Genomic DNA, 20135 nt, shown 5'->3' with positions numbered 1-20135 from the left:
TGTGGGGCGGTAAGCCCGCACCTGCATCGACCCCGCTCTGCTGAACATTCATTCAAAGCGCAAAATAACCCGACGGTTATGCTTGCTCTTCTTCTCGATCTTCTCGCAAAACACCCGGCCGATTTCTTCGGTGTTGATCACATGGGTGCCGCCGCATGGCTGGATATCGATTCCGGCAATTTCAATTACGCGCACCGAGCCCTGGATCACGGGCGGAGCTACCGCTTGGGTGCGGGTGATCTGCAGCAGGGTTGCGTACTCCGACGCGGGCATCGACAGGGTTTTCACCTGATGAGCCTGTTCGATCAGTGCGTTGATATCGCGGGTGATGCTGTCTTTGTCCAGGGTCATTTCCGGCAGGTCGAAATCCAGTCGCCCTTTGTCGGCGCTGATGCTGCAGCCGGTGACCGGGGCGTCGATGAGCGAACACAGCAGGTGCAGGCAGGTGTGCATTTTCATGTGCTGGTAGCGCCGTTCCCAATCGAGGCTGGCATCCACCTGGACCCCGGCGCTCAACTGCTCGGGACAGTGTTCCACCTGGTGCCAGATGATCGAGCGCTGCACCGGGTCGCGCACCGTGCCGAGGATGTCCACGCGCGTGCCGTCGTCCAGGGTGAAGTGGCCGCTGTCGCCGGGTTGTCCGCCGCCGGTAGGGTAGAACAGCGTGTGCTCCAGGGCGATGCCGTGTTCGCTGACGGCAATCACCCGGGCGCTGAAGGCGTTCTGGTAGGGCGCGCTGTCAAACAGCGCCAGGGTTTCCATGGTGTGCACAGACATGTTCAACCTCCGACAATCAATGGGCTGGCTTGCAGCAGGTGACGCACCATTGCGCTCAAGCCAGGGGGGGAAAGCAGGGTGATTTCAAATTCCGGCCCGCAGACTTTCAGGTTCAGCGGCAGGCGTGGCAGGCGGTCGCCCATTTCGATGTGGCGCAGGCGAAATTGCAGGTGATGGCGTTCTTTCACCGTGGGTTCGAGCATCAGCCCCTGCAACGGGTGAAAGTCGGCGTCCAGCACCGTGACCTTGTGGTTGGCGTTGATCTCGCCGACCACGTGCAGGCGCTCATCGAGAGCGAAGGCGCCGAGGTAGCTGCTGTGCTCCGATTCGTCGTTCTTTTGCAATTGGATCTGGTTGACCACCTTGACCTTGGTCCCCGCCGGTACGTCCTGGGTGATCACGCACGCTGGGCTGATGAACACGTTGTCGCCGATCTGCACGTAGCCCAGCACGCGGGCGCCGGAGCCGATTTCGACGTTGTTGCCCAGGCGCGGGTGGCGCTTGCCGTCGGGGTTGTTGGCGATGCCGCGAGCGCCGAGGGTCACGCCGCAGAGGATGTAGCAGTCGTTGCCGATCTCGCAGGTTTCACCGATCACCGTGCCGTAGCCATGGTCGAGCACAAAGCGCCGACCGATGCGCGCTGCCGGGTGAATCTCCGCGCCGGAGAGGATCTTGCCCTGGTTGCTGAGCTTGAGGGCAATGCGCGAAAACATCCCGTTGGTCTGGTCGGGAAAATGCCACACCCGGTGCGCCAGCCGGTAGAACAGCACCGCCTTGAACGAGGCATAGGATTCCAGGATCAACTCGCCGCGTCCGCGCGACGCCGGGTCGCGGTAGGCGTAGGCAATCAGGTCCTCGGCCACCGCCTGGGCGGCGCTCTGGACCAACGGCGCCAAGTGCGGCTCCAGCTGCTTCATCTGCGTGGGCGTCAGGGTCTTGATGAGGTGGGTAAGCAATTCATCGTGCAGATGTTGCATGTCGATAAAGCCGCCCATGGAGGCACCCCCGCATTCTGGATGGTTGGATAACCGGTTATTCGAAACTGGGCAGGTAGCTGTCGGCATTGTCGTAGACCATGGTCAACACCACCGTTTCGGGCGGTAACTCCGGGGCGAGCTTGGCGATGGCCACCATATTGGCGGCCGAGGACAGGCCCAGGCTGATGGCATCGGTACGCATGATGCGTTTCATCATGTCGAGGCATTCCATGCGCGACACCTTGAGCATGCCGTCCAGCACGTCCAGGTTGAGGATGCTCGGGATCAAGCCGATCGACAGGCCCTGGATATGGTGGGGTGCGTGCTGGTTTTTCAGCAGGTCGCATTCCTCCGGTTCCACGCCCATCACGCGCAGGGCCGGCCAGGCGGCCTTGAGGGTTTCGCCGATGCCGGTGATATGGCCGCCGGTGCCGATGCCGCTGACGAAGTAATCCACGCGCTGCTCACCGAAGGCGCTGAGGATCTCCGGCGCGGTGGTGTCGCGGTGGGTCTGCGGGTTGGCGCCGTTGCGTTGCTGGTTGAGCATCACGTAGCTGGGGTTTTCCAGTTGCAACTCCATGCATTTCTCGCCATGGGAATTGTTGCCGAGGCGGCTGTCCGACAGCACCACCTTGGCGCCATACAGGCGCAGCAGTTTCTGCTTTTCGGGGCTGTAGTTATCCGGGATCACCAGCACCACTTTGTAGCCGAGCACGTTGCCAGCCATCACCAGGCCAATGCCGGTGTTGCCGCCGCTGGGTTCGATAATGGTTTGCCCGGAGTCGCGCATCAGCACGCCGCGACGCTCGGCGTCGAGGATCATGCCCAAGGCGATGCGCGCCTTGTGGCTGCCGCCGGGGTTGAGCGATTCCAGTTTGGCGTAGACCTCGATGCCGAGATCTTCGGAAAACTGCGCCAGGCGCACGATCGGTGTGTGGCCGATGGCGTCGAGAATTGAGTTATGCAACATCAGGTCGTTACCCAGGGCCGTGATCAGTACAAAGGCATATCGGGTTCGACGTCGCGAACCCAATGTTTCATGCCGCCTTGCAGAACTTTGGTGTTGGCGAAGCCGGCCGCCAGCAGGGTGCTGGCCGCTTGCTCGGCGCGGGTTCCGGCGTAGCAGATCAGGTAGTGAGTGTTGTCTCGGCTGAGGCTGTCGAGCTGACCGTCCAGTTCGGCGAGGGGGATATGCACCACGCCCGGCAACTTGCAGACCTCCAGTTCGCTGGCGTCGCGCACGTCCAGCAGTACGTCGGCGCTGCTGTGGCGTTCGAGCAGTTGTTTGAGTACCCGCGGCTTGATGTAGCGCTCTTCGGCCAGGCTGGGCTTGCTCGGTACGGCGTCGGCGCAGACTGTCGGCGCGAGGGGTGCGCTGTGGCGCAGTTCCGAACAGCACGGGCAGTCGGCGCGGCGCTTGAAGCGGATCTCGCTGAATTTCATCGCCAGCGCATCGAAGCGCATCAAGCGGCCGGACAAGGGTTCGCCGATGCCGATCAGCAACTTGATCGCCTCGGTCGCCTGGATCATCCCGACTACCCCCGGCAGCACGCCGATCACTCCGCCAGCGCTGCAATTGGGCGCCAGTTCCGCTGGTGGTGCCTTGGGGAACAGGCAGCGGTAGCAGGGCCCGCCTTTGTAATTGAGCACGCTGATCTGCCCGTCGAAACGGTAGATGGCGCCGAACACCAGGGGTTTGCCCAACTGCACGCAGGCGTCGTTGACCAGGTAGCGCGTGTCGAAATTGTCGGTGCCGTCGATCACCAGGTCGTAGGCGCCGACCAGTTCCAGGGCGTTGTCGGCGGTCAGCGCGGTGTCGTGGGCATTGATCTGGATGTGGCTGTTGAGGTCTTGCAAGCGTTGCTTGGCGGACGCGACCTTGGACATGCCCAGGGTGCTGTTGCCGTGGACGATCTGGCGTTGCAGGTTGCTGCTCTCGACCACATCGAAATCCACCAGCCCCAGGGTGCCGATGCCGGCTGCCGCCAGGTACAGGCTGATGGGCGAGCCCAGGCCGCCGGTGCCGATGATCAGCACCTTGGCTTTTTTCAGGTTCAACTGGCCTTCGCGACCGACGCCGGGCAGGGTGATATGGCGCACGTAACGCTGCACTTCTTCATTGCTCAGGCTGTCGACGTCGATGCCGCCGGAGGTGGCGAGCAACACTTCAATCCTGGCCTTTTCCGGTAGCCGGTCGTCCGCCTCGATCAATGCTTCCTCGGCGGTAAAGAGGAAGTGTTCCTTGAGCTGGTTGTTGTTCTCGTGGAACAGGTGCATACGCAACTGCGGGTGGCTGTCGCAGAGGTTTTCAATGACTTCGCGCAATGTCGATCCGGTGCCCTCAAGGGTCGATTCCGGCAGCTTGGCCACGCGAACCAGAATGTCGGGGAAAGAGACAGCGTTCATGGACAACTCCGTGTGCAGGTCGTTGAAGGGTTGAAGGGCGAAATGCTTGCCATCCCAGGCAAACAGCTTCGAGCCCAGGGCCTGGCCCTGGCGAACATCCACCACCAGGTAGCTGACGGGGTAGATCGGCTCGCCCATGAACAGCGCCTTGTCCTGGTCTTCGTCGCTGAAATAGGCACCGACGTCGGGGTGGGAGTGGTAGATCACCACCACCGGGTTGTCGCTGCGAAGTGCCTTGTTCAGCAGCAGCGTGTCGGCCACGGAAAAGGTGTAGCCGTTGGCCGCGCTGCGCGGGTACATCTCGGGGTTCTTGCGGTGCAGCTCGTTCTGGATATTGCGGCCCAGGTACACGCTGCCGTCGGCGAAGACGAAACCACAGCATTCCTCGGGGTAGCTGCGGCTGGCGTGGGCATAGATCTGTTCCAGGGCTTCTGGGCGGAGGACGTCCATGTTTCTCTCGCGTTCAAAGAGGCTCAATTTTTCTTGGCCATGAGTTTTTCGATGGGCAACTTGGTGATCGCAAAACCGGCCAGCAGAATGGCCGAATACAGCATGAGGTCGCGGGAAATCGCCACGCCTTCGTACCAGGCGCCGATGATCACCGCGAACACCGGGAAGATGATGAACACGAACGAGAGGATGATCGGGCTCAGGCGCTTGAGCAGCATGAAATACACGATGAACCCGCCCACCGATGCGACCAGGCCCAGGTAGAACAGGGCGCCCCACGAACGCAGGGTGATGGCTTCGAAAGTCGGTGTTTCAAACCACAGGCCGGCGACGAACAGCATCAGCCCGGCGATCCCGATGGGCAGTGTGTTGTAAGTGATCACGCTGATGGCGCTGCCTTTTTGCTTGGTAATGACGTAGCACAAGGCATGCATGATCGCGGCGCTCAGAATCGCCAGTACCCCGAAGAACTCAGCGTGGTCCAGGTGCAGGCCCTGGCTCCTGATGATCATGTAAAGGCTGCCGAAGCCGATACCGATGCCGACCACCTGGGAAAAGTAGATGCGCTCGCGCAGGAACAGCGCGGAGAAAATCAGGATGAACACCGGCATGCAACTGAACAGCAGCGCGGTGAGGCCGGACGAAACATGCATTTCGCCGTAGTTGAGCAGGTAATAGGGCACGCTGAAGTAGGACAGGGTCACGAACACGAAGAACCAACGGCTTTCCCGAGGGAACAGGATCGGCTCGCGGCGCACCATGGCAAAACACAGGAACAGCGGGAACGCGATCAGGAAGCGCAAGCCGGCGGAGGTCAGCGGCGGCACGCTCTCCACGGCGATTTTGATGCCGAGCCAAGTGGTACCCCAACTCAGGCAAACGATGAGAAACATCACACTGGTCACCAGGCCGGCCAACCACTGTTTTTGAGTTTTGGTTTTTGCAGCGTTTTCGAGAACGGCGGACATTGGCATCGTTTATTGCTTCCCTGAGCCGGAATTGAACTCTATATTGAACTTGTAATGAGTTATTTTTTTCGGCGATTGAACCCGTAAAAGCACACTATTAGGGCTAAAGATGGCTGTCAAAACAAATATTGACATGGTGTCAATTATGCGTGAGGGGTTGTCCAATGGGCAGGGCGTCAAGTACAAGCGCCTGTCCGATGTCATGGAACGGGGCATCCTCGAGGGCTTGATTGAACCGGGACGGAAACTGCCGCCCCATCGGGTACTTTCCGACAATCTGGGGGTGACCATCGGCACCATCAGCCGGGCCTACGGCGAGCTGGAACGCCTGGGGTTGGTGGTGGCACGGGTAGGTGACGGCACGTTCGTGCGCAAGCGTGGGATGGAGCGCCAACGGGATGAAGGTTTCCGCAACTTCAGCGAGGAGCCGCGCCAATACTTCGACATGAGCCGCAACATGCATATTCCGGGGCAGGAGACGGTGTTCCTGGCGCAGAGTTTCCAGACCCTGTCGACCAACGCCAAGTTTCTCCAGGATATCAGTGCCTACACGCCGGACGCCGGCCTGCCGCGTTACCGCGAAGCGGGTGCGCAGTGGCTGGTGCAGCGCGATTTTCATCCCATCCCCGAGCAGGTCATTTGCGTCAACGGCGGCCAGCACGGGTTGCTCTGCGCGATGATGGCGCTGCTGCGCGCTGGCGACACGGTGGTCACCGAGCAACTGACGTATCCAGGGCTGATCACCGCCGCACGCATGCTCGGTGTGCGCCTGATCGGCCTGGAGATGGATGACGAAGGTGTGCTGCCCGGGGCACTCGATGAAGTCTGTCGCAATCACCGGGTTTCGGCGTTGTACTGCACGCCCACCATCCAGAACCCGACCACTGCCGTGTTATCGGTCGCACGCCGCGAGGCGCTGGTCAAAGTCTGTCGTGAGCACAACCTGCTGATTCTTGAGGATGAAGCCCACGGTGTGCTGGTGGAAGACCGACCGCCGCCCCTGAGTTATTTCGCGCCCGAGCGTACGATTTTGATCAGCAGCTTGAGCAAGGCCGTGTCGGCGGGGCTGCGTGTCGGCTATGTGCATGCGCCGCCGGCATTGGTCAGCCGTATTTCAGCGGCGCTGCGTTCGACCTGCTGGATGGCCACGCCGGTGACCCTGGAGTTGGCGACCCAGTGGATCGAGAACGGCACGGCGGAATACCTGCTGCGCCAGCAGATCAACGAGATCAGCCGACGCAAGGCGTTGGTGCAGGGCCTGTTGGCCGGCCTGGAATACCGCACGCACCTCAATAGCCCGCACTTCTGGATTGAAGTCCCGGAGCCTTGGCGAGCGTCGGAAATCGAGGCGGAACTCAAGCAGAATAATTACCTGATCGCCACCGCCGAGGCGTTTGCCGTGGGGCAGACCGCAGTGCCGCAGTTTATCCGGGCGAGTATCTGCAATACGTCGGGAGATGATCAGTTGTTGCGGGCGGGGTTTGATGCGCTGGCCACTGCGTTGGGGCAGGGCGGTGGGCGCTTCCACCTTTAGGCGGGTTCGCCGAGTTATCGTTCATCGTGAGCCCACCCGCTCCCACCTTTGGAATGCATTCTCCTGTGGGCGCGGGCTTGCTCGCGATGGTGTCGGTTCAGACAAGCAGATTATTTAAAGCGGCGTTCGACGCCTTTCTCCACCAGAATTTTCGCCGAGATCTCTTCCACCGAGAAATGCGTGGAATTGATGTGCGCAATGTTCTCTCGACGGAACAGATTTTCCACTTCGCGCACTTCGAATTCGCACTGGGCATAGCTGGAGTAGCGGCTGTTGGGCTTGCGCTCGTTGCGGATGGCCGTCAGGCGGTCCGGGTCGATGGTCAGCCCGAACAGCTTGTGCGAATGCGCGCGCAGGGCCGTCGGCAGCGTCAGGTGTTCCATGTCGTCTTCGGTCAGCGGGTAGTTGGCCGCGCGGATGCCGAATTGCATGGCCATGTACAGACAAGTCGGGGTCTTGCCGCAGCGCGACACGCCCACCAGGATGATGTCGGCCTTGTCGTAGTAGTGGGTGCGGGCTCCGTCGTCGTTGTCGAGGGCGAAGTTCACCGCCTCGATACGCTCCATGTAGTTGGAGTTATGCCCAATGGAATGGGACTTTCCGACGGAATAGGAGGAATGTTCACTCAACTCTTGTTCCAGCGGCGCCAGGAAGCTCGAGAAAATGTCGATCATGAAACCATTGGACGTAGCAAGGATCTCACGAATGTCTTGATTGACGATGGTGTCGAAAATGATCGGACGAAAGCCGTCTTTTTCTGCCGCCAGATTGATTTGTTGTACCATGGCCCGCGCTTTATCCGCGTTGTCGATATACGGCCGCGTGAATTTGGCGAAAGTAACGTTTTCGAACTGCGCGAGCAGGCTTTGGCCCAGTGTTTCGGCTGTGATGCCGGTGCCGTCGGAAATAAAGAAAGCAGATCGTTTCATTTGAGCCCTGGGCCTTAAGCTGATGGCGAATCTTGGATATGATAGGCGCGATTTTGCCGTCCCTCTGTGGGCCGCATTCTCACTTATTTTCCAGGTCCAGGCCACAAGCGCTGGCGAATGCTCCTACTGAGCAGCCGGCGTCCTGAGCTTTTCCAATACAGAAAGTGGAGAGATCACCTTGGTAGAGTACGTAGTTTCCCTCGATAAGCTCGGCGTCCATGATGTGGAGCACGTAGGGGGCAAGAACGCATCCCTCGGCGAGATGATCAGTAATCTTGCAGGCGCTGGCGTCTCGGTGCCAGGTGGTTTTGCCACCACCGCCCAGGCTTACCGTGATTTTCTCGAACTGAGCGGCCTCAACGCCCAGATCCACGCCGCGCTGGACGCTCTGGACGTCGATGACGTCAACGCCCTGGCCAAGACCGGCGCCCAGATCCGTCAGTGGATCATGGAAGCCGAGTTCCCCGAGAAACTCAACGAAGAAATCCGCACGGCGTTCGCCACGCTGTCGGCCGGCAACCCGGACATGGCTGTCGCCGTGCGCTCCTCGGCCACCGCCGAAGACTTGCCCGACGCCTCTTTCGCGGGCCAGCAGGAGACCTTCCTCAACATCCGCGGCGTGGAAAACGTGATCCGCGCAGCCAAGGAAGTGTTCGCTTCGCTGTTCAACGATCGTGCCATTTCCTACCGTGTACACCAAGGTTTCGACCACAAGCTGGTGGCCCTGTCTGCCGGCGTGCAGCGCATGGTGCGTTCGGAAACCGGCACCGCCGGTGTGATGTTCACCCTGGATACCGAATCGGGCTTTCGTGACGTAGTGTTCATCACCGGCGCCTACGGCCTCGGCGAAACCGTCGTACAAGGCGCGGTAAACCCGGACGAATTCTACGTACACAAGGGCACCCTCGCAGCGGGTCGCCCGGCCATCCTGCGCCGTAACCTGGGCAGCAAGGCCATCAAGATGATCTACGGCGACGAGGCCAAGGCCGGTCGCTCGGTGAAAACCGTCGACGTGGATAAGGCCGAGCGCGCGCGCTTCTGCCTGACCGACGCTGAAGTCAGCGAGCTGGCGAAACAGGCGATGATCATCGAGAAGCACTACCAGTGCCCGATGGACATCGAGTGGGCCAAAGACGGCGACGACGGCAAGCTGTACATCGTGCAGGCGCGTCCGGAAACCGTGAAGAGCCGCACTTCGGCCAACGTCATGGAACGCTACCTGCTCAAGGAAACCGGCACTGTGCTGGTGGAAGGCCGCGCCATCGGTCAGCGCATCGGCGCCGGCAAGGTGCGGATCATCAAGGACGTGTCCGAGATGGACAAGGTCCAGCCCGGTGACGTGCTGGTCTCCGACATGACCGACCCGGACTGGGAACCCGTGATGAAGCGCGCCAGCGCCATCGTCACCAACCGTGGCGGGCGTACCTGCCACGCGGCGATCATCGCCCGTGAACTGGGGATTCCTGCGGTAGTCGGTTGCGGCAACGCCACCCAACTGCTCAAGGATGGCCAGGGTGTGACCGTATCCTGCGCCGAAGGCGATACCGGCTTCATCTTCGAAGGCGAGCTGGGCTTCGACATCAAGCAAAACTCCATCGATGCGATGCCTGACCTGCCGTTCAAGATCATGATGAACGTCGGCAACCCGGACCGTGCCTTCGACTTCGCGCAACTGCCGAACGCCGGTGTGGGCCTGGCTCGCCTGGAATTCATCATCAACCGCATGATCGGCGTCCACCCCAAGGCCCTGTTGAACTACGACGGCCTGCCGCCGGAAATCAAGGACAGCGTCGACAAGCGCATCGCTGGCTACAACGACCCGGTGGGCTTCTATGTCGAGAAGCTGGTGGAAGGCATCAGCACCCTGGCCGCGGCGTTCTACCCGAAAAAGGTCATCGTGCGTCTGTCGGACTTCAAGTCCAACGAATACGCCAACCTGATCGGCGGCAAGCTCTACGAGCCGGAAGAAGAAAACCCGATGCTGGGTTTCCGTGGCGCCTCGCGTTACATCAGCGAAGCGTTCCGTGATTGCTTCGAGCTCGAGTGCCGCGCCCTCAAGCGCGTGCGCAACGAGATGGGCCTGACCAACGTCGAGATCATGGTGCCGTTCGTCCGTACTCTGGGCGAAGCGAGCCAGGTGGTGGACCTGCTGGCCGAAAACGGCTTGTCCCGTGGTGAAAACGGCCTGCGCGTGATCATGATGTGCGAGCTGCCATCCAACGCCATTCTGGCCGAAGAGTTCCTGGAGTTCTTCGACGGTTTCTCCATCGGCTCCAATGACCTGACCCAACTGACCCTGGGCCTGGACCGCGACTCGGGGATCATCGCGCACCTGTTCGACGAGCGTAACCCTGCGGTCAAGAAGCTGCTGGCCAACGCCATTCAGGCCTGTAACAAGGCCGGCAAGTACATCGGCATTTGCGGCCAAGGCCCTTCCGATCACCCTGACCTGGCCAAATGGCTGATGGAGCAGGGCATCGAAAGCGTCTCGCTGAACCCCGATTCGGTGCTGGAAACCTGGTTCTTCCTGGCGGAAGGCCAAGCGTCCGCCTAAGGTCGACGCGTCAAAAGTGCCGGTCAATCGTCAGGTTGGCCGGCATTCTTATCTGTACAGGGCGGAACTCCTTCCGGACGCCGCCCTTTTTTGTGCAAGAGCATTATGCAAAGCAGCAGCAACCTGTTTCCCGTCGCCCTGATCAGCGCTGAACGTCGTGGCGACCTGAGTGAAGATGTGTACCGGCTCAAACCCGGCAACAGTCCCGACGGCACCGTCGAGCTGGCCGTGACGCGTCTGGGCCTGGCCGATGTCGCGCAAAACCGCGGCATCCCTGTGATTTTGTTACATGGCAGCTTTTCCAACCGGCGTTTCTGGTACTCGCCCAAAGGCGTCGGCCTGGGCGCTTACCTGGCACGCCAGGGGTTCGATGTGTGGATACCGGAAATGCGCGGCCACGGCCTGTCCAAGCGCAACCAGGACTACACCCGCAATCGGGTCGCGGACTACGCCCGCTACGATTTGCCGGCCATCGGTGCGTTCGTGCGCGAACAGAGCGCGCAGATTCCCCACTGGATCGGGCATTCCCTGGGCGGCACCACCCTGGCGGCGGCCTTGGGTGGCCAGTACCTCGGTGCGCCGGCGGTGGCTTCAGTGGCGCTGTTCGGCAGCCAGGTCAGTCGCACCTACTGGCCGTTGAAAATTCCACCGCTGGAGTGGGGCGCTCGCTTGCTCCTGAAGCGCTTTGGCCAGTTGTCCGGCCCGCGGCTCAAGCGCGGCCCCGAGGACGAGCCGGTGGGCGTAATGATCGAGAGCATGCGCTGGCATGGCCTCTTCGGCCGTTTTGGCGAGGCCGGCCGTGATTGGTGGAAAGGCCTGGCGGAAGTCGACGTGCCGCTGCTGGTCGTCAGTGCCGCCGGCGACCAGCAGGACCCGGACTGGGCCTGCCGCAAGCTGTACGAACAAGTCGGCTCGGCGCCGCGGCAATACCTGCGCCTGGGGCGCCAACAAGGTTTTACCGGGGATTTCGGGCATGTGGAGATGTTGGTCAGCAAAGCGGCCCAGGCCGAGGTCTGGCCGTTGGTGGCGCAATGGCTGAAAGATCCGCTGACACCATTGTTGGGTGCTCAGGCTGATGCATTGGTCGTAGTTTGACGCAGCGCTCTGCCAAGGGCGTTTCGCTCGTCTTTGGTTGCGGCTAAGATATGACGCGTTAAATGCTTCTGGTCATATTCAGTCGCGCAGTGGCTATTGCGTAACGGCGAAACGGATGGGATGTTTTGCTGCTGCTTCGGCCGGCGCCTCTTTCGAAAGACACGTCTTTGACAGAAAGGAAATTTTCAATGAACCACTACGTCACTCCCGATCTTTGCGACGCCTACCCGGAACTGGTGCAGGTGGCCGAGCCGATGTTCAGCAACTTCGGCGGCCGCGATTCCTTTGGCGGCGAGATCGTCACCATCAAATGCTTCGAAGATAACTCCCTGGTCAAGGAGCAGGCCGACCAGCCGGGCGCCGGCAAGGTGCTGGTGGTCGACGGTGGTGGCTCCCTGCGTCGCGCGCTGCTGGGCGACATGATCGCCGAGAAAGCCGCGAAAAACGGTTGGGAAGGGCTGGTGATCTACGGTTGCATCCGGGATGTCGACGTCGTCGCCCAGACCGACCTCGGCGTGCAGGCGTTGGCTAGCCACCCGATGAAGACTGACAAGCGCGGCATTGGCGACTTGAACGTGGCAGTGACCTTTGCCGGTGTGACATTCCGTCCGGGTGAATACATCTACGCCGACAATAATGGCGTGATCGTGTCGCCCAGCCCGCTGAAAATGCCTGAATAAACCGCAATAACCGACAGGGGTGAGGATGTTCGAGGAAGAAAACGCGCAGTGGGGCCTGGTGCATGCCCTGGTGCTGGATGGTAAAGGCGGTGCGCGTTCGATTGCCCGAACTGAGCTTGACCAATTGCAACTGCAGCCCCAGGAAAGCCTGTGGCTGCATTGGGATCGCAGCCACCCACAAACCCAGACCTGGCTGCGCAAGGCCAGTGGCTTGAGTGAGTTCGCCTGTGACCTGCTGCTGGAGGAGAACACCCGCCCGCGCCTGTTGCCGTTGCCGGACGCGGAACTCCTGCTGTTCCTGCGCGGGGTCAACCTCAACCCTGGCGCCGAGCCGGAAGATATGGTTTCGGTGCGTATCTTCGCCGCTGCCAGCCGGGTGATTTCCCTGCGCTTGCGCCCGCTGCGCGCCACCGATGAGTTGCTGGTGCAGTTGGCGGATGGCAAGGGGCCAAAAACCGCGTCTGAACTCATCCTGTATATGGCGCAGTACCTGACGCACAAAGTCCAGGACCTGGTGTCCGACCTGTCTGAAATCGTCGACGTAGAGGAAGAAAAACTCGATACCGACGAACGGTATACCCCGGAGCATGGCAGCATTTTGCAGATCCGTCGGCGAGCGGCCGGGCTCAAGCGATTCCTGGCGCCGCAGCGGGATATCTTTGCCCAACTGACGCGGATCAAATTGTCGTGGTTCTGTGATGACGATGCCGACTATTGGAACGAATTGAACAACAGCCTGACCCGCTACCTGGAAGAACTCGAATTGACCCGGGAGCGCGTGGGGCTTGTGCTGGAGGCCGAAGATCGGCGCTTGAGCGTACGCATGAACCGTACAATGTACCGCTTCGGGATCATCACCGGGATCTTCCTGCCGATGAGTTTTCTGACCGGCTTGTTAGGTATCAATGTGGGGGGCATACCGTTCTCCGCCAGCCCTTATGGATTTGTGATTGCCTGCCTGTTGATGGTCTCGGTGGCGCTCGGACAATGGTGGCTATTTCGACGATTGCGCTGGGTTTGAGCTGAATATGACCTGAACGTAGGAAGGGGCCGATGTGACCTCAGGAATTTAACCCTCGTCTTTTAAAACACTTGCGAGAGGTCTTTATGCACGATCCGTTCGAACAGTCTTTGCGTGACATGCTCAATGCTTCGCCATCCAACCGGGATGACGATGCCTGCCTGGGCCGCGTGTTGAAAACCGCCAACCGTCAGGTCGGGGCGGGGGATCTGTTCGGTCTGCTCGGTCGTTGGCTGCCGGCGTTGATGATGGCCCTGAACAATGGTTCGGCCCACGTCTCGCCGGTTTCCCGTCGTAAACCTCTTGCTCGCACTGCTGATAAGGCTGATTGAATATGGAACTTGATCTCTGGACCCAGAGCCTGGTCACCGCGATGACCGCATTGTGGACCAAGGTGGCGAATTTCATTCCCAACCTGTTTGGGGCGCTGGTCCTGGTATTGCTGGGTTTTGTCGTGGCCAAGCTGCTCGACACCCTGCTGTCCAAGCTGCTCGCCAAACTCGGTCTGGACCGTTTGATGGCAGGCACCGGCCTGACCAAGCTGCTCGGCCGCGCCGGGCTGCAAGTGCCGATCTCGACCTTGATCGGCAAGATCGTTTACTGGTTCGTTTTGTTGATTTTTCTGGTTTCTGCGGCTCAATCCCTTGGCCTTGAGCGAGTTTCAGCTACGCTGGACATGCTGGCACTGTATTTGCCGAAGGTATTCGGCGGCGCGCTGGTGCTTCTCGTCGGCGTTTTGCTCGCACAATTAGCCAACGGGTTGGTACGCGGGGCCGCTGAAGGGGTCGGGCTGGACTACGCGGCAGGCCTGGGGCGAATCGCCCAGGGGCTCGTGATCATCATCAGTATTTCCGTCGCGATCAGCCAGTTGGAGGTCAAGACTGACCTGCTCAACCACGTGATTGTGATTGTTTTGATTACCGTTGGTCTGGCCGTTGCGCTGGCCATGGGTCTGGGAAGTCGGGAAATTGCCGGTCAGATTCTGGCGGGAATCTATGTGCGTGAGTTGTATCAGGTAGGGCAGCACGTGCGTGTGGGCGAGGTCGAGGGGCAAATCGAGGAGATCGGTACGGTCAAGACAACTGTGCTGACCGATGACGGCGATCTGGTGTCGCTGTCCAATCGGATTCTCCTGGAGCAGCAGGTCAGTAGCCGCTAACCCGGCAAACCCTGCTAATGTACGCCGCCGCGAACCCGGGTGACCGGGCTGTGGCGGACATTGACCTGACTGTCGGCACGACTTGTTTTGAATAAAGCCCAAACGCTGTCCACGCGCTATGACCCCCGTGAGCTCTCTGATGAGGAGTTGGTCGCGCGCTCGCACACGGAGCTGTTTCACGTAACACGCGCGTATGAAGAATTGATGCGCAGATATCAACGCACTCTGTTCAACGTTTGTTCAAGGTATTTAGGGAACGATAGAGATGCGGATGATGTCTGTCAGGAAGTGATGCTCAAGGTGTTGTATGGCCTGAAGAACTTCGAGGGCAAATCGAAGTTCAAGACCTGGCTCTACAGCATCACGTACAACGAGTGCATCACGCAGTATCGTAAGGAACGGCGAAAGCGTCGCTTGATGGACGCCTTGAGTCTGGACCCCCTTGAGGAGGCGTCTGAAGAAAAGACGCCGGCACCCGAGGAGAAGGGCGGACTTGATCGCTGGTTGGTGCATGTGAACCCGATTGACCGCGAAATTCTGGTGCTACGTTTTGTCGCAGAGCTGGAATTTCAGGAAATCGCTGACATCATGCATATGGGTTTGAGTGCTACAAAAATGCGTTACAAACGTGCTCTTGATAAATTACGTGAGAAATTTGCGGGCGAGACTGAAACTTAGTGCGTGGCAAATATCTCTTACGTGTAGGCAAGTTCTGTTAGACTTGTCGCCGAGTTGTCCCCCGGTTTGTGGGACTGCTTTACAATCACCAGATGGGGATTTAACGGATGAAACTGAAAAACACCTTGGGCTTGGCCATTGGTTCTCTTATTGCCGCTACTTCTTTCGGCGTTCTGGCACAAGGCCAAGGCGCAGTTGAAGGCGAGCTGTTCTACAAGAAGCAGTACAACGATAGCGTCAATCATATCGAAGACGGCTTCAACCCAGGCGCTCGCATTGGTTATTTCCTGACCGACGACCTGTCGTTGGACTTGTCCTACGACAAGACCAACCACACCCGTTCGAACGACGGTACCGGTAGCCAGAAGATCAAAGGCGATACCACCAGCCTCGTGGCCCAGTATCACTTCGGTCAAGCTGGCGTCGACTCCCTGCGTCCATACGTAGAAGGCGGTGTCGGTCACCAGAGCCGTGGCAACGTTCGTGCTGACGGCCACAGCGGTCGCGACCAAACTACCCAGCTCATCGCTGGTACTGGCGTGAAGTACTACTTCACCAACAACCTGTACGCTCGTGCCGGTGTTGAAGCTGACTACGCACTGGACAACGGCAAGTGGGATTACTCCGCACTGGTCGGCCTGGGTGTGAACTTCGGCGGTAACGCTGGCGCAGTTGCTCCAGCTCCTACCCCAGCACCAGCTCCAGAGCCAGTTGCAGAGCCAGAAGCACCGGTTGCCAACGTTGTTCGTGTTGAGCTGGACGTTAAGTTCGACTTCAACAAGTCCGTGGTTAAGCCTAACAGCTACGCCGACGTGAAAAACCTGGCTGACTTCATGAAGCAGTACCCAGCTACCCACGTAGAAGTGGCTGGTCACACTGACTCCGTGGGCCCAGACGCCTACAACCAGAAGCTGTCCCAGCGTCGTGCTGACGCTGTTAAGCAAGTCCTGGTTAAAGACGGCGTAGCTCCTAGCCGCATTAGCTCGGTAGGTTACGGCGAATCCCGCCCAGTTGCTGACAACGCAACTGAAGCTGGCCGCGCTATCAACCGTCGCGTAGAAGCTGCTGTTGAAGCTCAAGCTGCTCAGTAATTACTGAGTAGTAGAAAAAAACCCGGCTTCGGCCGGGTTTTTTTTCGCCTGGGGTTTGCCTCAGGCGCTGGCTGCCGCTGCGACGCTCGCTGCTTGCGAGGTGGCGGCGACACTGCCGATCACCAGGATCGCCGGGCTCTTCAGGGCGAACGCCTGTGCATCCTCGTGCATCTGCGACAAATGGCTACGGCACTCCCGCTGCTGCGGCAATGAGGCATTTTCGATCATTGCCACGGGCATATCCGCGGCCATCCCGCCTTCCAGCAACTGCTGACGAAGCTCTTCCAGCTTCGCCACCCCCATATAGATCACCAGTGTCGTCCCGCCTTCCGCCAGCGCGCGCCAATTAAGGCTGCTGTCGTCCTGGGTGTGCGCTGTGACCAGCGTCACGCCGCGGCTGACACCACGCAAGGTCAGTGGAATCGCGCAGTTCGTCGCGCCCGCCAGCCCGGCTGTGATCCCGTTGACCAACTCGACTTCGACGCCGCGTTCGCGCAGCCACATCGCCTCTTCGCCACCGCGCCCGAAAATGCACGGGTCGCCGCCCTTGAGCCGTACCACGCACTTGCCCTGGCGGGCGTAGCGCAACATCAGGCGGTGGATGAAGTCCTGCGGCGTTGAGCGGCAGCCCCCACGTTTACCGACGGTGATCACCCGCGCTGCCGTGCAGTGTTCCAGTACCTGCGGGTTGACCAGATCATCGATCAGCACCACATCGGCGCAGTTCATCGCCCGAACCGCCTTGAGGGTCAACAGCTCCGGGTCGCCAGGGCCCGCGCCCACCAGCCAGACTTTTGCGTTCATGTGTTTTCCCTCGTCTAGAGATGACGTCAGCGGTGAAAGAGTAAGTAAAGAAGCGTCAGATTGATCAGCATCGAGAGCAACCCCAGGGTGCGCCAGACCTTCAAGGGTTCCCGCTCCAACAACGGCCGGGGGCGGACACTCAGTTCCCGTCGGTCTGCCTGCTCCAGCACCAGCAGCCATTCTTCGGCGGTTTCATAGCGTTGTGCAGGTTGAGCCGCCACCGCGCGCTCGAGGCTGAGCGGTAACCAGTCCGGCAGGTCGGGGCGGTAGCGGCTGGCGCTGACCGGTTGGGTGAATCTGGGCCGTTGGAAAGCCTCAATTTCACCGTAGGGGTAATGCCCAGTCAGCAAGTAATAGAGGCTGACACCTACGCTGTATAAGTCTTGTTGGGCTGTGGGACGGTCGCCCTGGAACGCTTCGGGCGCGATAAAGCTTGGTGTGCCGGGCAGTACATGCGCGCGATCCTCGGAGAGACCCGGGCAGTAGGCCAGGCCGAAATCCAGTACGCGCAACTCACCATCGTCACCCAGCAGCAGGTTCTCCGGTTTGATGTCACGGTGCAGTATTTGCCGACGATGCAACAGACCCACCGCCCGCAGTAAACGTTCGGCCACGAATTGCCATTGCGCCAGGGGCAATGGGCCCTGTTGCAGGAATAATTGCGCCAGGGTTTGCCCCGGATATTCACGCATCACGTAGTACAAGTGCTGACGCCCGCTGGCCGCGTGGACTTCAGGAAACGCGCGCCCGGCCACCCGCCGCAGAAACCATTCCTCCGACAGCAAGGCTTGACCGGCGTCGTTGTCATCGTCACGGCTGAGGGGCAGGGTTTTCAGCAACCAGGGTTGCTGCTGGGCATCGCGGACCCGGTACAGCAACGACTGGCGGCTTTGCGCCAATACGCTTTCCACCTGCCAGCCTTCGAACTGTTGCCCGGCTTTCAGCGCGGGTGGCAGCGGCCATTGCTGCAATTGCACCAGCGCGTCGCCCAGGGTCGCGGCGCCGAGTTTATCGATGCGTACCAGCAGGGCACTGGCGTTGTCCTGGCTGCCGGCCAGGTGTGCGGCGGTGACCAGGGTGTGTACCGCCAGATCGAGGTCGGTCTGCTCGCGCAGGATCGCACTGATGCTGTGATCACCCAAAGTCGCCCACACACCGTCGCTGAGCAGCAGGAAGCATTCGCCCTCGCGCAATTGGCCGTCGAGAAAATCCAGCACCAGGTGTTGATCCAGGCCGAGCGCGCGCTTGAGCACATGCTGCATGCCCGGCTGTTCCCATACATGATCTTCGCTGATGCGCTGCAATTCGCCGTCCAGCCAGCGATACGCCCGGCAATCGCCGACGTGGGCCAAGGTGAAGCGTTGCCCGCGAAACACCAGGGCACTGAGGGTGGTCAGCAACGGCTGGCCACCGCCATTGGCCCGCAGCCAGCGATTCTGCGCCAGCAACAGACGTTCGAGCGCCTGGGCCACACCCCAGGTTTGCGGCGTGGCGTAATAGTCCAGGGCCAGCGCCTGCAAGGTCGAGCGTGCGGCCAGACCGCCGTCGGCGCATTGGCTGACACCGTCGGCGATGGCGCACAGGTAACCCTTGCTCGCGGCCAGCTCCGCCAGGGGCGTGACCACACGCAGGGCGTCCTGGTTCTCGGCGCGCGGGCCGATGGCGCTGGCCTGGGCGACGCTCAGGTGCAGGCTCATCAGACGCGCGCGGCGGTCACGGCAGCCGAGCCCCAGGTGGTTCTCCAGCGGCGCTTGACGCCGTGCAGGCCGAACCAGGCCAGTACGCCGAGGCTGGCGAACAACCACAGGGCCAGTTGATAGCTGCCGGTGCTTTGTTTGATCGCACCCATGCCCGCCGCCAGGGCGAAGCCGCCGATACCGCCGGCCATGCCGATCAGGCCGGTCATTACGCCGATCTCACGGCGGAAACGCTGGGGCACCAACTGGAACACCGCGCCATTACCGGCGCCAAGGCCGAGCATGGTGCAGACGAACAGTGCCAGGGCCGCGTAGGAGCTGGGCAAGTTGAAACCCACCGCAGCGATGCAGATCGCCGCCACGCTGTACATGCCCAGCAACGTGCGAATCCCGCCGAATCGGTCGGCCAGGGCGCCGCCGAGTGGGCGCATCAGGCTACCGCCGAACACGCAGGCGGCGGTGTAGTAGCCGGCGGTCACCGGGCTCAGGCCGTATTGGTCGTTGAAGTAGCCGGGCAGGGCGCTGGCCAGGCCGATAAAGCCGCCGAAGGTCACGCTGTAGAAAAACATGAACCACCAGCTGTCACGGTCGCCGAGGGCCTTGAAGTAATCGGCCATGGATTTGGCCTTCGGGCGTTCGGGGGCATTGCGCGCAAGCCAGGCGAAGATGATCAGGGTCAGGATCAACGGAATCAGGGCGAAACCGAACACATTGCTCCAGCCGAACGCCGCTGCAAGCACCGGTGCCAATATGGCTGCGAACACAGTGCCCGAGTTGCCGGCGCCGGCGATGCCCATGGCTTTGCCCTGGTGCTCCGCGGGATACCACTGGGACGCCAACGGTAGGGCGACCGCGAAGGACGCTCCGGCCATCCCCAGGCACAGCCCCAGCAACAGGGCTTGTTCATAGCTGTGGATGCCGAGTTTCCAGGCGCCGAAGAGTGCGGCGATCACAATCACCTGGCCGATCAGCCCGGCGGTCTTGGGCGAGAGTCTGTCCGCCAGCATGCCCATCAGAAAACGCAGCACTGCGCCTGCCAGGATGGGGGTCGCCACCACCAGGCCGCGTTGTTGCGTGGTCAGGTGCAGGTCGGCGGCGATCTGCACCGCCAGCGGGCCCAGTAGGTACCAGACCATGAAGCTCAGGTCGAAATACAGGAACGCGGCAAACAGGGTCGGGGTGTGCCCGGATTTCCAGAAGCTTGATTTCATCACGCACCTCAACGGTTGGGAGTCTTGTAAGAAGGCCTGGTGATGGAACAGCCGGCTACGGCCGCCCCACCGGCCCCGTGTCAAAGGGCCAAAACAAAAAAACG

Annotated in this window: 18 protein-coding genes; 9 read left to right on the top strand and 9 right to left on the bottom strand. The window is 60.6% G+C overall.

What is annotated here, in order from left to right; translation table 11 throughout:
• Positions 1-48 precede the first annotated feature (48 nt).
• The 5 genes from JN756_RS24325 to JN756_RS24305 are packed head-to-tail and all read right to left on the bottom strand — an operon-like array spanning position 49 to position 5527.
• A complete protein-coding gene (locus JN756_RS24325) occupies positions 49-777 on the bottom strand; it encodes an alanyl-tRNA editing protein (RefSeq protein ID WP_104902640.1) in 729 nt (242 codons plus the stop codon).
• A 2-nt stretch (positions 778-779) separates the two neighbouring features.
• Positions 780-1772: a serine O-acetyltransferase gene (locus JN756_RS24320; protein ID WP_046382420.1), complete on the bottom strand. Its 993-nt coding sequence runs from the start codon at positions 1770-1772 to the stop codon at positions 780-782.
• A gap of 37 nt (positions 1773-1809) precedes the next feature.
• Positions 1810-2724 (bottom strand): PLP-dependent cysteine synthase family protein, encoded by a 915-nt coding sequence (locus JN756_RS24315; protein WP_046385199.1) that lies wholly within the window; start codon positions 2722-2724, stop codon positions 1810-1812.
• Positions 2725-2747: 23 nt separating this feature from the next.
• A complete protein-coding gene (gene moeB / locus JN756_RS24310; RefSeq protein ID WP_079444510.1) occupies positions 2748-4610 on the bottom strand; it encodes a molybdopterin-synthase adenylyltransferase MoeB in 1863 nt (620 codons plus the stop codon).
• 23 nt (positions 4611-4633) lie between these two features.
• Positions 4634-5527, bottom strand: coding sequence for a DMT family transporter (locus JN756_RS24305; RefSeq protein ID WP_162231523.1), 894 nt, complete (start codon positions 5525-5527; stop codon positions 4634-4636).
• Between the two features lie 160 nt (positions 5528-5687).
• On the opposite strand from JN756_RS24305, the gene JN756_RS24300 reads away from it, so the two are divergent.
• Complete coding sequence (locus JN756_RS24300) at positions 5688-7112, top strand: aminotransferase-like domain-containing protein (RefSeq protein WP_026139808.1); 1425 nt, start codon at positions 5688-5690, stop codon at positions 7110-7112.
• Positions 7113-7222: 110 nt separating this feature from the next.
• Here the strand turns inward: JN756_RS24300 and ppsR are convergent, their stop codons facing one another.
• Positions 7223-8041 (bottom strand): posphoenolpyruvate synthetase regulatory kinase/phosphorylase PpsR, encoded by an 819-nt coding sequence (ppsR, locus tag JN756_RS24295; RefSeq protein ID WP_046382423.1) that lies wholly within the window; start codon positions 8039-8041, stop codon positions 7223-7225.
• 178 nt (positions 8042-8219) lie between these two features.
• Here ppsR and ppsA point away from each other — a divergent pair, with 178 nt between their 5' ends.
• The 8 genes from ppsA (at position 8220) to JN756_RS24255 (ending at position 16319) form a co-directional block, all read left to right on the top strand.
• Complete coding sequence (gene ppsA, locus JN756_RS24290; RefSeq protein ID WP_026139809.1) at positions 8220-10595, top strand: phosphoenolpyruvate synthase; 2376 nt, start codon at positions 8220-8222, stop codon at positions 10593-10595.
• Between the two features lie 105 nt (positions 10596-10700).
• Positions 10701-11690 carry an alpha/beta fold hydrolase gene (locus tag JN756_RS24285; RefSeq protein WP_046382424.1) on the top strand — a complete coding sequence of 330 codons (990 nt, stop codon included), beginning with the start codon at positions 10701-10703 and terminating at the stop codon, positions 11688-11690.
• 188 nt (positions 11691-11878) lie between these two features.
• Entirely contained in the window at positions 11879-12370 is a 492-nt protein-coding gene (gene rraA, locus JN756_RS24280; RefSeq protein ID WP_017845207.1) for a ribonuclease E activity regulator RraA, read from the top strand.
• 25 nt (positions 12371-12395) lie between these two features.
• On the top strand, positions 12396-13391 hold the full coding sequence (cmaX, locus tag JN756_RS24275; RefSeq protein ID WP_017845208.1) for a divalent cation transporter CmaX: 996 nt from the start codon (positions 12396-12398) through the stop codon (positions 13389-13391).
• Positions 13392-13477: 86 nt separating this feature from the next.
• The gene (locus JN756_RS24270; protein ID WP_005790375.1) at positions 13478-13723 is read left to right on the top strand and encodes a hypothetical protein; all 246 of its coding nucleotides are present in this window, start codon (positions 13478-13480) and stop codon (positions 13721-13723) included.
• A 2-nt stretch (positions 13724-13725) separates the two neighbouring features.
• Entirely contained in the window at positions 13726-14550 is an 825-nt protein-coding gene (locus JN756_RS24265; protein WP_017845209.1) for a mechanosensitive ion channel family protein, read from the top strand.
• An 87-nt stretch (positions 14551-14637) separates the two neighbouring features.
• A complete protein-coding gene (gene sigX, locus JN756_RS24260; RefSeq protein WP_046382425.1) occupies positions 14638-15228 on the top strand; it encodes an RNA polymerase sigma factor SigX in 591 nt (196 codons plus the stop codon).
• A 107-nt stretch (positions 15229-15335) separates the two neighbouring features.
• Positions 15336-16319, top strand: a complete 984-nt coding sequence (locus JN756_RS24255) for an OmpA family protein (protein WP_046382426.1) — start codon at positions 15336-15338, stop codon at positions 16317-16319.
• A gap of 60 nt (positions 16320-16379) precedes the next feature.
• Here the strand turns inward: JN756_RS24255 and cobA are convergent, their stop codons facing one another.
• The 3 genes from cobA to JN756_RS24240 are packed head-to-tail and all read right to left on the bottom strand — an operon-like array spanning position 16380 to position 20031.
• Positions 16380-17123 (bottom strand): uroporphyrinogen-III C-methyltransferase, encoded by a 744-nt coding sequence (gene cobA, locus JN756_RS24250; RefSeq protein ID WP_017845212.1) that lies wholly within the window; start codon positions 17121-17123, stop codon positions 16380-16382.
• Positions 17124-17149: 26 nt separating this feature from the next.
• The gene (locus JN756_RS24245; RefSeq protein WP_046382428.1) at positions 17150-18820 is read right to left on the bottom strand and encodes a bifunctional protein-serine/threonine kinase/phosphatase; all 1671 of its coding nucleotides are present in this window, start codon (positions 18818-18820) and stop codon (positions 17150-17152) included.
• Positions 18820-20031 (bottom strand): nitrate/nitrite transporter, encoded by a 1212-nt coding sequence (locus JN756_RS24240; RefSeq protein ID WP_017845214.1) that lies wholly within the window; start codon positions 20029-20031, stop codon positions 18820-18822. The genes JN756_RS24245 and JN756_RS24240 overlap by 1 nt, the downstream gene beginning before the upstream one ends.
• Between the last annotated feature and the right edge of the window lie 104 nt (positions 20032-20135).

Origin of the sequence: Pseudomonas sp. Y39-6 (assembly GCF_023651955.1) — a bacterium.
Classification (GTDB): Bacteria; Pseudomonadota; Gammaproteobacteria; order Pseudomonadales; family Pseudomonadaceae; genus Aquipseudomonas; species Aquipseudomonas veronii.
Note: the sequence above shows the minus strand (reverse complement) of the source record. Positions and strands in the feature narration are given on the sequence as shown.